Here is a 13820-nt window from a genome sequence, read left to right as displayed (position 1 = left end):
TTCAAAACTTCTCTAACCGTAAATAGTGCTTGTACGGTAGTATTGGTTATGTATATGTTAACTATAACACAAGAACGTTTGTTCGTTTACCTGTTTTGATCATTTCTGAGGTAAACCACTATTGCTTATTGTAGCGTTTTATTTGATTTTCGCAAATGTATTTTCCTAGAACAGCTCTGATATCGGACTGTTTTCTTGTGTATGGACCGGATTTTTTTAGTAATGAAAGTAGGAAAGCCCATCCGAAAAAAAAACAAGCGGTAAGAGCCGCTTGTTACGAGTGAGAGTTATTTGGTTAAAGCATGTTCAACCTTAATACAGCGATCCATAATGACTGTATACCCACGTTCTTTCAAAAAGCGATAAGCCTCTTCATTCATTACACCTTGTTGCGCCCAAAACACGTTAGAATCGATTTCATCAAATTCCTCCGCGATCTGTGGCAAAAATTCTGAGCGGCGAAATACATTGACAATGTCAATCGGTCCTTCAATCTCCTTCAGAGAAGATACCGCTTTAACGCCCAATGCGGTGTCAATGGTTGGATTCACAGGAATAATCTCATAACCTTGATCCTGCATCGCTTTTGATACCATATAAGATGTTCGTGCAGGATTGTCACTTAATCCAATCACGGCAATGCGTTTTGATTGTTTAAGGATGCTTCCAATTTCTTGTCGGGATGGGTTTTCCATAGATGATTACAACTCCTTCATCGTTCCTTCATTCATTCTTTAACTGTTCCTTAAGTCCTATTCTTCTTTTATACCATATTTCCCTCTAATTTATCAAAATTTTATAAATATACCTAAACAGAATGAAGTGTCAGATGGACAAAGGACGTTACTACTCCTTTATCCTTTCTGACACTTCTTAACATTTTACTCTTCAATTAATCCCTTGGATAGGAGAAATTCACGCGCTACGTCTTTAGGATCTTGTTTATCCATATCCACCTTGGCATTCATCTCACTCATCTCTTCCTCAGAGATTTGTCCTGCTAATTCATTCAGGACTTCTTCTACTTCAGGATGCTCTTCCAGAACTTCTTGACGGATGATGGGAGCGGCATCATATGGTGGGAAGAATCCTTTGTCGTCCGTAGTCGTTTTCAGATTGTAACGTTGTATTCTTCCATCGGTTGTAAAGGCCGGAATAATATCTACATCTCCGTTCTTCACTGCTTCATACATAATGTTCGGGTCAAAGCTTTCTTTCGCTTTGAATTCGTAACCGTAGGCTTCGGCAAATGCATCGTACCCATCACCTTCACGCTCATAGAATTGATGCGGCGCTCCAAAGCTTAAATCCTTCGATAGGGGAACAAGGTCAGAGAACGTTTTGGCATCAAAGTCCTGATTTTGAGTATAAGCAAGGGTATACGTATTCTCGAATCCAAGTGGCTTTAACCATGTCACATTGAACTTTTCTTCGTATCCTTTACGGACTTGAGATAGAATTTCTTCAGCTGAAGCCCCTTCCTTTGCTTGCTCTTTTAACACCGCTTCGAGTCCGGTTCCTGTGTACTCGATATATACGTCGATGTCGCCTTTTTCAAGAGCGGGTGTTAAAATCGATACTTCTCCCAGTCCTTCTTCCACTTTAACATCCAGGTCTGTTTTCTCTTTGAGAAGTTCAGCCATCATTTGTGTTAAAATAAACTGCTCTGTCCACATCTTACCTGAAACCGTAATCGTGTCTTTACCCCCTCCATTTCCGCAACCTGCGATGATGAAGGATAGGACTATTAATAAAATAACTGGTTTTAATTTCTTATTCATTCTTACTCTCCTTTGAAAGTGCTTTATTTACGTGCTTTTAATCCTTTAGGTGTTGTCATTCTTTCAAGAAGCTTTAATAAAAAGTCGAAAGAAAGTGCAAGTAAAGCGGCAGGAATGGCCCCTGCAAGAACTAAAGCATTATTCCAAGTGGATAGTCCCCGGTAAATGAGGTCACCCAGTCCACCCGCGCCTACAAAGGTTGCAAGCGTCGCGACCCCCACCGTTAAGACAGTTGCGGTTCTGATACCCGCCATAATGAACGGCAGGGCGAGAGGGAGCTCCACTTTAAACAAAAGCTGTGAGTTTGTCATCCCCATTCCTCTGCCCGCTTCTATGACTCCCTCATCAACCCCGATGATCCCCGTGTACGTGTTCCTGAGAATCGGTAAGAGTGCATACACGGTCAGGGCAATAATCGCTGTGATACTACCTGTACCTAATAGGGGAATGAGAAAGCCAAATAGTGCTAAGCTGGGGATGGTTTGGAAAATGGCTGTAATCCCGATGTAAAATTCAGCAGTTTGTTTTTTTCGTGATATGTATATACCCAGCGGCAAAGAGATGGCAATCGCTATAAAAATGGATACGAATGATAGGTACAGATGCTCAAATAATCCGTTTACGATGGCATCCGAGCGATTTGAAATGGTGTTGATAAACATTAGTGAGAATGTATTCATACCGAGCGTGCCTCCTTTTTCCCTTCTGAGGCTACTGCACGAAGAATCCCGCTGGCCGTGACGCTTCCTAGCTTTTGGTCGTCTTTAGTCACCATGAGATAGGTTTTTCCAGCCTCAAGTAGTACTCTTGCCGCTTCTTGGACCGTTGCGTCATAAGGGATTGAAGTATATTCCGATTCTTCATAGTGCACGTAATTTGTGTTGTCTTCCATCATGTCGATTACTTGCAGTTGAGTTTGTCGAGCGTTCAGGCGGTCCTCACCGATAAATGCCCGAACGAATTCATTTGCAGGTTGGGACAGAAGCTCTGATGGTGTAGCGATCTGTTCAATTTCTCCATCACGCATCACTGCAATTTCATCAGCGATCTTTAACGCTTCGTCAATATCATGTGTGACAAAGACAATCGTCTTATGTATCGCATTTTGAATGCTTTTCAGTTCATCCTGAAGCTGCTCCCGGCTGATCGGGTCAAGTGCACTGAAGGGTTCATCCATTAGAATGATAGGCGGTTCAGCTGCCAGGGCACGAATGACGCCCACCCGTTGTTGTTGTCCTCCGCTAAGCTCAAGCGGGTATCGTTTACGATACACTTCAGGATCAAGTCCGACAAGATATAGAAGCTCATCTACACGGCCTTCATATTGTTCCTTCTTCCATCCTTTTAAACGTGGAATCAGACTGATATTCTCTTCAATTGTCATGTGGGGAAGCAATCCGATACGCTGTATGACATAGCCGATATTACGCCTGAGCTCCACTTCATCGGTTTTTGAAGTATCTTTACCATTAATCAGAATCGTTCCACTGGAAGGTGAAATGAGCTTATTGATCATTTTCATCGTGGTCGTCTTCCCACATCCGCTGGGCCCGATCAAGGCAACAAGCTTTCCTTTTGGAATCGTCAGGTTAATACCCTTTATGGCTTCTGTACCATCTTCGTAGACTTTCGTGACATTCTTAAATTCAATCATTTTTCCACCTGCTTTATGAACTGAGAAATTTTTCTAAACATAGAAGGGATACCCTCATTATACAAAAGGTAAACATGTAGTCCAAGGAATTGCCTTTGTGGCCTTAGTTTATGAATAATGTGGATTCCTCATACAAGATACTTCCTGGCTGCAATAGACAATAAAAAGCCGGCAAACTATTGTCTGCCGGCTTCAGGGTGTTGTTTGTTCTTTAACAGAATAAATTGTTCTACGATGATTCCTGTGATGGTTCCGAGGATCAAACCGTTGTTTAAAATGGAGGCGACCACTACAGGCATGTCTTTAAAAGCGGACGGGGGCACAAACATGGCTCCTACCCCTACAATGAGAGAAATGCCGGCGACAAAATGGATTCTTTCCACGTTCTCTTCTTTTCTGTACTCTCCGAGAGCAAGCCCGACCATTTTGATGAAGATGACCGTGGTAACGGCATAGCCAACCGGAGCTGGAAGACTTGCGAATAGATTCATCACTTTCGGGATCAGACTGATGATCATAATGAGCGCACTTCCGAGGATAAAGGGAATAATGGAATACATCCCTGTAGCGGCAACAAAACCGGCAGACCCGGAAATGGGTACAGAACCAATGGCTGAGAATACTCCACCGAACAGCTGATTCAATCCCGAAGCAAAGCCGCTCTTCGTAAATCTTTCATATGTGGGCTGTCCCTTTGCCTTCATAACCTCTTCCATCACTCGAATGGAAGCAATCATATTGGTCGTTAACAAGAATGTAATGAAAATGGAAGTCACAATGACTCCCGTATCGAATACAGGTGCTCCAAAGACGAACACATCCGGTAGTGAAAACCAGCTGTCAGAAACAGTCACGCTTTCACCCAATCCCATGAGAATGAAGACCAGCCATCCCGATAGTAGGGCAAGGATAATGGAGTATTGTTGGATCCACTTTCGTTTATGACCTGAAAAGTATAATGCCAAAAGGATGGTTATGATACTTCCTAATAAGACAAACGGTTGAAGAGATTGTCCTTCATGTTGTATCCCGAACATCCCTTTGATAAAAGATCCGCTTAATTGAAGAATCAATAGCATTAAGTAAATAAATGTAATCGATGGTGTAAATAAGGTTGATAACTTCTTTAATAGTCCTGTTGCAGATAAAATAAAGAAAATCACACCACTAACAATCATCCCCCCCTGTAAAACGGTCAGCACTTCTTCGTGACTGCTGTACAAGGTTCCTGAAAAACCTGCATAGATGGCGAAAACCCCCCACCACAGTCCGGCGGGTCCTTCATTAATGGGCAGTTTATGACCAACCAATGCCTGGATAAGACTGGCGGCCCCTAACACAAAGATCGTCCGCTGTATGAACCCTGCCGTATCTGCCGGAGACAATTGAAACAGGTCAGCTATGGCAATAGGAGCGGCGATTGATCCTGCAACCATAAAGGCCACCCATTGTAAGCCCGATAAAAATAATTGCATATGTGTACACCTTCATTTCAACTATGTAAAGTGTGTCTATTTTAACATACTTCCCTCCTTGTGAATCAGATTTATGAGGAATAAAAATATTATCTACTTTTATGAACAGGTACTAATTTTTTCGTTTATTTTCTCCCCATCCTATGGAAAACATGTTAAAATAAGAACGGATTAGTTATTTTAAAAGGAGCAGTGATGATGATTTTTGCCCTTATACTTGTATTAGCTTATTTATTAGGCTCCATCCCTTCAGGATTACTGATCGGGAAGACGTTCTACGGAAAAGACATCCGTGAGCATGGAAGTGGAAACCTTGGCGGAACCAATACGTTCAGAACCTTGGGTGTGAAGGCCGGGATGATTGTCACAATCATGGATATTTTAAAAGGAACGATAGCCACTCTCTTACCATTGCTATTTGCAAGTGATGTACACATGTTATTGGCTGGCGTATTTGCTGTGATTGGTCATATGTATCCCGTGTTTGCAAACTTTAGAGGAGGAAAAGCAGTAGCAACCTCTGCGGGTGTTCTTCTAGGCTATAATTACATCTTATTTTTAATTTTATTGGCTGTCTTTTTCATTTGCTTGTATGCAACCAAGTATGTATCACTCTCTTCTATGATAGCAGCGGTGCTCGCCTTTACGTACTCGATCTTCACAGGAGATATTCCACTCATTATTGTCGTTGGAATCCTGACCATTTTCGTTGTTTACAGACATCGTGCAAATATTACCCGCATCAAAAATAAAACAGAACCTAAAATCAAGTGGCTCTAGTAAAAAAGCGACCTAAGCAACAGGCTCCTCCCTTTTCTATAGGAGAGTTTCTGGCTGCAGAGGTGGCTTTTTTTTATGGCTTTAGTTCAATCAAATAGGTATACCCTTCCATTCGTTTGAGAAAGATGATGGATATTAAAAGGTAAACAGCATCATGATTAAACAAAATAGTTTAAAATTCACAAAAATATGATAATATACTTCAGTATTTTCATAAATAAGCCCCGCTTTCCCCTTTTATTTTGTAAAATAGAGGTAGTGTAAATATAAAGGATGATGAATATGAATCAAAAGCGATTAATGACAGGAGTATTCCTTTGTGTTCCTTTACTCTTAGTGATCGGGTTTCTTGTAAATAAGCAATACGCAGACTGGAACACCTCTGCTGAAGGAAAACAGAATGAGAAGCTTTACCCTTTGCTCCATACGACGAAAGAAGTTCAAGCTTCGGGGAAATCGATAAAGTCAAATGCAACACTTGCCGCCATCGGAGATATTCTTCTCCATGATACCGTATATAATGATGCCAAAGATGAAAACGGGTATAACTTCACCCCTATGTTTTCACCAATCAAGGACATGCTGGCTGCCCCTGATTTCCTGATTGCCAATCAGGAATCAACCCCGGCTGGTGTGGAACTAGGCGTTTCCAGTTACCCGCTCTTCAATAGTCCGAAAGAAATCGTGAAATCCTTACAGGACGTGGGAGTGGATGCAGTCACGACTGCCAATAATCATTCATTGGATCAAGGTGAAAAAGGTCTTCTGAGTGCAATCGACTATTATGAGAAGATATCCATGCCATATGTGGGTGCCTTTAAAAGTCAGGAAGACAAGGAGCGAATTCGCACATTCAATGTAAACGGAATCAAGTTTGCCCTGCTTTCATACACATATGGAACGAATGGGATCCCTGTGCCAAAGGGGAAAGACTACTTAGTCAATCTGATCGACGAGCAAAACATGATAGAAGAGGTCAAGAAAGCTAAAAGCATGAACATTGATTTAGTCGTATTGAGTTTGCATTGGGGAAATGAGTATCAACGCTTCCCTACTGAGGAACAGGAAAGACTGGCCAATGTGTTAACGGAAAATGGTGTTGATATCATTTTTGGCCATCATCCACACGTTCTGCAGCCAATCCAAACATATAAAACGAGCGATGGCCGTGATGCTGTAGTCATCTATTCATTAGGGAATTTTCTTTCAGGACAGAAAGATGACTTCAAAGATATTGGAGGAATGGTTACGGTTCAAGTAGAAAAAAGGATGAATCCGGGCGGTTCTAAAATTACGTACCCTTCCATTGAATTCCAGCCAACCTTTGTTTCAGAAAATCATTACAATAATTACCGAATCTACCCTCTTGAATTTGCTAAGAAGAATGGGTTGATTGGTTATTCAGAAGAAGAAATGGTTTCCCATATGGTGAATGGCCTGCCTGAATAATAAAAAGCCGGCAGAAGGTGACTTCCTAAAGCCATCTGCCCATGTGTTATCCTGAACTTTCTAAGATATACAAAAACGAGCCTCCACTAAGGGAAGCTCGTTTTTTTTAATGTCCACCGAATAGCAATGAATTAAAGAAAATGCCTCCAAGGGCTAATACAGCCAATAAGGCATTGGCAATCAAGAAAGTTTTGCGGCTGCCCTTAAAGAATAGAGTGACCATCCCATAATAAATGAGGGCAGCAATGATAATAAAGGTGCCGGCTTCTATCTGATATTTCGCATCGTGTAATTGCAGGAACGTCAATACACTTAATCCGGCAAATATAAATGCACCTATGTAATATAATAATGCTTGTGTATTCATTCATCTCATCCTTTATGCGTATTAGTAGATGTTCCTTCTTTTCTATGTATATAATATGTAATGAAACCTTCTTTGTAAAGAAACATGATACACTCTGGAGGAATACCTGTAGAGAAAGGAGTCTCATCAATGAAAATACATATTTCAAAAGAAGCTCTAACGTGGTTTAAGAACGAAATGCTTGTAGAGGAAGGCGATCAAGTTCGTTTTTATGTACGCTATGGAGGTTCCAGTCCTCTGCATGATAGTTTTTCATTAGGAGTGAACAAAGACGAACCGGTTGATCTCGGCGAACGAATTGAAATCGAGAACAGGCAATTTTTTATTGAAGAGAGAGATTTATGGTTCTTTGATGGTCATGATTTATACGTCGAGTTTGACGATAAGCTTCAAGAACCTTCATATGAGTACAAAAAATAAGGTAGCATGGAAAGCGGCTGGCATTCGCCAGCCTTTTCATTTTCGGTTTATAAAGCGTGAGATATGGTCGTGGAGCCCCTCTTTAAGAAGAATGTCATATTGAATATCTCCCAGTAGATCGAAATGAGGAAAACCGTCTTCCCTCTCATGAATCCATTCTTTTTTCAACCCGTACTTATCTCCCCACTGTGTTAATGTATCAAGATTACAACAGCCCACTTTCGTGACAGATCGTGCATGGGGGAATCGGTCGTCAAGCCAGTAATGAGTGAGAAATGCAATTTCTCCCCGTTTTACAGACTGCTTCCATGCAAGTAATTCACGTTTGTTTAACCCGAATGCCATGGAGATTTTCCTTTCTGTCATGCTTCTGTAAAGTAGTTTTCAAGAGATATTTCAATATGTAGAAATTACTTTTTGACCTTCTCGTATGCTTCATGCCAATGAGGAAACATTTTACGTATAGAAATCGGACGGAAGTTTTCTTGCTTGACGCAAACATGTTTCGAATGTCCCGTAATGGCCAGCTGGTTTTGACCATTATAAATTTCATAAGCATATGTAATGCGGAGGCCATCATATTCTTCAACCCACGTTTTAATAAACGCTTTTTCCCCGTAACGAACCGGTGATTTATAGCTGACATTCAGATCGATAACGGGAGAAAGAATCCCTTCTTTTTCAATATCAGCGTACTTAAAGCCAAGATCTTCAATGAGCTGCGTTCTCCCTAATTCCATCCATATAAGATAATTCGCATGATACACAACACCCATTTGATCGGTTTCTGCGTATCGTACCTCTACGGTTTTTTCAGCAATATGCATCCTCTACACCCTCTTCATCTAGTCGTTATCTTCCCTCATTTTAACATAGATGGAGAAGGGATTGAATAAATAGGCTTAAGAGTGTGGAGCCTTAGCCAGCTAACCTTTTAGTGATGAAAGAACCCGAACAGCCAGGTACTCTAAAGAGCCTTGTCCGTTCGGGTTGCGGATGTTATTGTTCTGTTTGATGAGCTTCGTCTTTAATTTCATTACGGAAAGCTTCAAGGCTTTCTCTGCGACGCTCATTCTTCGCTTTAATAGACTGAAGCTGCTCTTCACTGTCTGTGAAAGCCATCGACTCCTCAGCCTTATCCATATTCTCAATCGTATGCTGAACCATACCTTGAAGCTTCTCTACATTATCACTGCGATCATCCGGATTCGGTTTATCCCATGCCATCCTTCATTCCTCCTGCTAATTGTGATGAGGGACGGACCTTCAGGCCGTTCCCTTTTCATTTTTTGTCACAAGCGTTATTCACCCTTTGTTTGGATGACCTGCGCATGCTTACCTGACTTATCTTGCATTTGTTTTCCCTTGTTTCCGCCTGCTGCTCTTGATTGAGTACCAATATGGTTTGGTGCAAAATGATTCGGACTTCCCTTTGAATTGCTCATTAACTTCCCCTCCTTACTAGTATGATTACCAAAATGGGAAGGAAGAAAAGGCGTAATAATTGGCAGTATTATTTCTGGGGCAAAAAAAATAAGCCTCGTAATTCCTTACTCGGCTTTGCCTATAGGGCGCTTTATTTCCAGTCTGGCATCGATTCGTTCTTCAATGGCATCAATGGCATCCTGATCCAGAAGAAGCTGCTTTTTGTTTTCTTTCACAAGATCTGCAAATGATTTTTTTCGCGGTCTTCGCAATCCAATCCCCTCACTCTCAATTGTGGTTTGTTATAAATAGTATATCCAAAAGTCAGATATTTTAAACAAAGGTCACAATTGTAGAGCTGGTTTTCTCCACGGATTATGGGATTTGGACGATTGAATATTGAATGCTCTGAATTATAGAGGTCCGTCCCTCGCCAACGATAAATCGTCATTTTAATACGTTTGAAGGTCCGTCCCTCACTTGATTAGCGCGGTGAAGGATTCAAGGCTGGTGATGGCGCCGATTTGTTTGTTGGTGATGATTCCTTGTTCGTTGATGATATAGGTGGTTGGGACTGTTAGGATGTCGTAGGCGTTGTTGATTTTGTCGTCTTTGTCTAATAGGATCGGGAATGTGAGTCCCATTGCTTTTTGGTATTCTTTTACGTTGTATTGGGGATCGATATTGATTGCCAGTATTTCAATGTCCTTACCGTATTTCGTGTAGAATTCCTGCATGATCGGCATTTCTTCTTTACACGGTGGACACCAGGTAGCCCAGAAATTGAGAATTACTTTCTTTCCCTTCAATTCAGATAACGTGACGGATTTCCCGGATAAAGTATCCAATTTGAAGTCGATGGCCTTGTCCCCTACATTCGGTCCGGGATAGTTCTCCACAGGAGTCGTTTCCGACACCTCTCCTTCTTCTATATCGATTAATTGATCATACTCCTCAGCTTGCCCGAACGTGCTTTCAGATAAGGAAGTGGGCTCTGACTTATTCTCCATGTAGAACGTGAAGACCAATAAAGCCACAAGCAAAATGCCAAAGATAGATTTCAAAGGAGTGTGCTCCTCTCATAGGAATGATATTACTATCATCTTATGTTAGCTTGTCTCTATTTAGTCATGGAATTTCAAGTGAACTTTCGCCTTTTTGGTTGCTAAAGAATAATAAAAAAAGCCCCGGGAGGACCCGAGGCTTACAGCATGCATTATGCCTTTAATTTATTACGTAGAACCATTTGTAGAATTCCACCATGGCGGTAGTAGTCCACTTCTACATCTGAATCAAATCGAGCCAGTACTTCGAACTCTGTTTTGGTTCCATCTTCAGCTACAGCTGTAACCGTTAAGATATCACGAGGTTTAACATCGTTTGTCACATTGACAGAAATCGATTCTCTACCTGTTAAACCTAGAGATTCAGCGCTGTCACCCTTTTTGAATTGAAGTGGAAGCACTCCCATCATTACAAGGTTTGAACGGTGAATACGCTCATAGCTTTCTGCGATGACCGTTTTGATACCAAGTAGGTTTGTACCTTTTGCTGCCCAGTCACGTGAAGATCCCATACCGTAATCTTTTCCTGCCAGAACAACTAATCCGGTACCATCTTGTTGATATTTCATACACGCATCATACATAGGCATAACTTCATTGTCAGGCCAGTACGTTGTGAAACCACCTTCTGTGCCTGGAGCAATTTGGTTACGGATACGAATGTTTGCAAACGTACCGCGCATCATCACTTCATGGTTACCACGACGAGAACCGTATGAATTGAAATCACGTGGCTCAACATTGTTAGCACGCAGGTATTTACCAGCTGGCGTATCCTTACCGATAGCACCTGCAGGAGAAATGTGGTCAGTTGTTACTGAGTCACCAAATTTACCTACAACACGCAGTCCGTTTAATCCTTGGATATCTTCTGGAGTAGTGGCTAATCCAGTGAAGAAGGATGGATTTTGGATATATGTTGATTGATCATCAAAGCTATAAAGTGGCTCATTACTTGTTTTGATTTGGTTCCAACGCTCGTTTTCAGAGAAAACATGCTCGTATTCTCTACGGAATAACTCTGGAGTAACAGTAGATTTCACAGCATCTTTGACTTCATCTTGAGAAGGCCAGATGTCTCTGAAGAATACATCATTTCCATCTTTATCTTTTCCTAGAGAATCTTTTTGAAGGTCAATGTCTACAGTACCAGCTAAAGCATATGCAACAACTAGTGGTGGTGAAGCAAGATAATTTGCTTTCACTAATGGATGAATACGACCTTCGAAATTACGATTTCCTGAAAGCACAGACGTTAAGAGTAAGTCAGCATCTGATACAGCCTTCTCAATCTCCGGACGTAGTGGACCAGAGTTACCGATACAAGTCGTACAACCATACCCTACAAGGTTAAAGCCGATATCTTCAAGGTAAGATAGTAAGCCTGAATCTCTAAGGTAACCAGTTACGACTTTTGATCCTGGAGCCAGGGAAGTCTTTACGTAATCAGGAACGTTCATTCCGAGCTCCACTGCTTTTTTCGCTACTAAACCAGCACCTAGCATAACATATGGGTTAGATGTATTTGTACAAGATGTAATGGCAGCGATACCAATCGCTCCAGTAGGCATAACCACATCTTTACCATCTTCCGTTGAATACCTTGCCGTTTTATTAATTTCAGACGCATCTAATCCGAAGCCTTGAACGCCTTCTTTAGCTGTAATTGACTTATTGAAAGATTCTTTCATATCAGAAAGCGGAATTAAATCCTGTGGACGTTTAGGTCCAGAAAGGTTAGGTTCCACTGCAGAAAGGTCAATTTCTACTACATCTGTATATGTTGGTTCTTCCTTTTCAGGTGTGAAGAACATATCATTTTTCTTTAAATATTCCTCAACCATTTTGATATGGTCTTCGTCACGACCAGTTAATCGAAGGTAGTCTAAAGACTCTGAATCAACCGGGAAGAAACCACAAGTAGCGCCGTATTCAGGTGCCATATTGGCAATTGTTGCACGGTCGGCAAGTGGTAATGTTGCTACTCCTGTTCCGAAGTACTCAACGAATTTCCCTACTACACCTTTTTGACGCAATACTTGTGTAACTTTAAGGGCTAAGTCAGTAGCTGTTGCTCCATTAGGAAGTTCACCTGTCATTTTTACCCCGATAACTTCAGGGATTGGGAAGTATGAAGGTTGACCAAGCATTCCTGCTTCTGCTTCTATTCCACCTACGCCCCAACCTAACACGCCGATACCGTTGATCATAGTAGTATGGGAGTCAGTACCGACCAGTGTATCTGGATATGTTTCAAAATCGCCATCTGTTGTTTCAACAGCGTGAACGACATTCGCTAAATACTCTAAGTTAACTTGGTGTACGATACCCGTTGCTGGTGGTACGGCACGATAGTTTTCAAATGCTTTTTGAGCCCAGCTAAGGAACTGATAACGCTCAGCGTTTCGTTCGAATTCAAGATCCATATTTGCTTGCAGGGCCCCAACTGTACCATATTTATCTACTTGTACGGAGTGGTCAATAACAAGATCAACTGGAATTTCAGGATTGATCTTTTGTGGATCTCCACCGATATCAGCCATTGCTTTACGTAAAGACGCTAAGTCAACTACTGCTGGTACTCCAGTGAAATCTTGAAGGATGACACGGGAAGGTTTGAATGGAACTTCCGCATCCTTCACTTCAGTTGAGCCCCAGTTTGATAAATTTTCAACGTGGTCTTTGTTGATCACGCGTCCGTCAAACTGACGAAGTACAGACTCCAGCAATACCTTTACACTGTAAGGTAAGCGATTAATTTTTGTTACTCCTGCTTCTTCAAGCGCTTTTAAACGATAGTAATGATAACGTTTTCCTTCTAGTTCGAAAGAAGATCGTGCATTAAATACATCGTTCTTTGCCATTTCGATTCCCCCTCTAAACTACATCACACAATAAGTCGAAAAGTTTTCGTTCTAAAAACTAACGAACTTTTCTCACATTTACATCTTAATACAAGCGATTACATAAGTAAATAACAATAAAGTTATTGTTTTTGATAAGTTTTTCTTATCTAAAATATTAAACTCCTTAAGTGTCTTTGAAAAATATTGGTATAACAACATTTTTCACCATGTCAAAACGTGTCAGTTGCATGAAATTATTATCGTGAGAAAATAAATCTGCTAGCCTTTTCCTCTTATAAAGGATTGATGATGGTGGCATTCTATCCATATGGAGGTGTTCTACAATGGCTAAACGTAAAGCAAACCATGTAATTAACGGGATGAATGCAGCGAAGGCACAAGGAAAAGGTGCCGGTTACAATGAAGAGTATTCAAATGAACCGTTAACTGAAGCTCAACGTCAGTTTAATAAAAAACGTAAAACCAATCAGTAATTCAAATGATCGGTGATTGACCAATCGAGGCTTATGGACATACTCAGTTTGGTTTAGTCACCATC

Annotated in this window: 17 protein-coding genes; 4 read left to right on the top strand and 13 right to left on the bottom strand. The window is 41.2% G+C overall.

The window, feature by feature from the left end:
- Positions 1-287: 287 nt before the first annotated feature.
- From DET59_RS01755 to DET59_RS01735, 5 genes are all read right to left on the bottom strand, one after another.
- Positions 288-695 carry a CoA-binding protein gene (locus tag DET59_RS01755; RefSeq protein ID WP_113967870.1) on the bottom strand — a complete coding sequence of 136 codons (408 nt, stop codon included), beginning with the start codon at positions 693-695 and terminating at the stop codon, positions 288-290.
- Positions 696-881: 186 nt separating this feature from the next.
- Complete coding sequence (locus tag DET59_RS01750; protein ID WP_113967869.1) at positions 882-1781, bottom strand: ABC transporter substrate-binding protein; 900 nt, start codon at positions 1779-1781, stop codon at positions 882-884.
- A 23-nt stretch (positions 1782-1804) separates the two neighbouring features.
- A complete protein-coding gene (locus DET59_RS01745; protein WP_258549533.1) occupies positions 1805-2461 on the bottom strand; it encodes an ABC transporter permease in 657 nt (218 codons plus the stop codon).
- Positions 2458-3435: an ABC transporter ATP-binding protein gene (locus DET59_RS01740; protein ID WP_113967868.1), complete on the bottom strand. Its 978-nt coding sequence runs from the start codon at positions 3433-3435 to the stop codon at positions 2458-2460. The genes DET59_RS01745 and DET59_RS01740 overlap by 4 nt, the downstream gene beginning before the upstream one ends.
- A 176-nt stretch (positions 3436-3611) precedes the next feature.
- Entirely contained in the window at positions 3612-4910 is a 1299-nt protein-coding gene (locus tag DET59_RS01735; RefSeq protein WP_113967867.1) for a purine/pyrimidine permease, read from the bottom strand.
- A 198-nt stretch (positions 4911-5108) separates the two neighbouring features.
- Between DET59_RS01735 and plsY the strand changes: the two genes are divergently transcribed.
- Entirely contained in the window at positions 5109-5690 is a 582-nt protein-coding gene (gene plsY, locus DET59_RS01730) for a glycerol-3-phosphate 1-O-acyltransferase PlsY (protein WP_113967866.1), read from the top strand.
- Between the two features lie 282 nt (positions 5691-5972).
- Positions 5973-7139, top strand: a complete 1167-nt coding sequence (locus DET59_RS01725) for a CapA family protein (RefSeq protein ID WP_113967865.1) — start codon at positions 5973-5975, stop codon at positions 7137-7139.
- 106 nt (positions 7140-7245) lie between these two features.
- Here DET59_RS01725 and DET59_RS01720 read toward each other — a convergent pair whose 3' ends face one another.
- On the bottom strand, positions 7246-7506 hold the full coding sequence (locus tag DET59_RS01720; protein ID WP_113967864.1) for a hypothetical protein: 261 nt from the start codon (positions 7504-7506) through the stop codon (positions 7246-7248).
- 129 nt (positions 7507-7635) lie between these two features.
- Between DET59_RS01720 and DET59_RS01715 the strand changes: the two genes are divergently transcribed.
- Entirely contained in the window at positions 7636-7926 is a 291-nt protein-coding gene (locus DET59_RS01715; protein ID WP_113967863.1) for a HesB/YadR/YfhF family protein, read from the top strand.
- A gap of 36 nt (positions 7927-7962) precedes the next feature.
- Here DET59_RS01715 and DET59_RS01710 read toward each other — a convergent pair whose 3' ends face one another.
- From DET59_RS01710 to acnA, 7 genes are all read right to left on the bottom strand, one after another.
- Complete coding sequence (locus DET59_RS01710; RefSeq protein WP_113967862.1) at positions 7963-8271, bottom strand: hypothetical protein; 309 nt, start codon at positions 8269-8271, stop codon at positions 7963-7965.
- Positions 8272-8336: 65 nt separating this feature from the next.
- Positions 8337-8753 carry an acyl-CoA thioesterase gene (locus tag DET59_RS01705; RefSeq protein WP_113967861.1) on the bottom strand — a complete coding sequence of 139 codons (417 nt, stop codon included), beginning with the start codon at positions 8751-8753 and terminating at the stop codon, positions 8337-8339.
- Positions 8754-8925: 172 nt separating this feature from the next.
- Positions 8926-9153 carry a small acid-soluble spore protein Tlp gene (gene tlp / locus DET59_RS01700; protein WP_113967860.1) on the bottom strand — a complete coding sequence of 76 codons (228 nt, stop codon included), beginning with the start codon at positions 9151-9153 and terminating at the stop codon, positions 8926-8928.
- A gap of 74 nt (positions 9154-9227) precedes the next feature.
- Positions 9228-9371, bottom strand: coding sequence for an acid-soluble spore protein N (locus tag DET59_RS01695; RefSeq protein ID WP_044336998.1), 144 nt, complete (start codon positions 9369-9371; stop codon positions 9228-9230).
- A 105-nt stretch (positions 9372-9476) separates the two neighbouring features.
- Positions 9477-9623 (bottom strand): FbpB family small basic protein, encoded by a 147-nt coding sequence (locus tag DET59_RS01690; RefSeq protein ID WP_113967859.1) that lies wholly within the window; start codon positions 9621-9623, stop codon positions 9477-9479.
- 204 nt (positions 9624-9827) lie between these two features.
- Positions 9828-10415 (bottom strand): peroxiredoxin family protein, encoded by a 588-nt coding sequence (locus DET59_RS01685; RefSeq protein WP_113967858.1) that lies wholly within the window; start codon positions 10413-10415, stop codon positions 9828-9830.
- 152 nt (positions 10416-10567) lie between these two features.
- Positions 10568-13279 (bottom strand): aconitate hydratase AcnA, encoded by a 2712-nt coding sequence (gene acnA, locus DET59_RS01680; RefSeq protein WP_113967857.1) that lies wholly within the window; start codon positions 13277-13279, stop codon positions 10568-10570.
- A 326-nt stretch (positions 13280-13605) separates the two neighbouring features.
- On the opposite strand from acnA, the gene sspO reads away from it, so the two are divergent.
- Positions 13606-13755: a small acid-soluble spore protein O gene (gene sspO, locus DET59_RS01675; protein ID WP_113967856.1), complete on the top strand. Its 150-nt coding sequence runs from the start codon at positions 13606-13608 to the stop codon at positions 13753-13755.
- Positions 13756-13820 lie beyond the last annotated feature (65 nt).

It is taken from the genome of Rossellomorea aquimaris, from assembly GCF_003315075.1.
Taxonomy (GTDB): domain Bacteria; phylum Bacillota; class Bacilli; order Bacillales; family Bacillaceae_B; genus Rossellomorea; species Rossellomorea aquimaris_C.
This window is presented reverse-complemented; position numbering and strand designations above follow the sequence as displayed.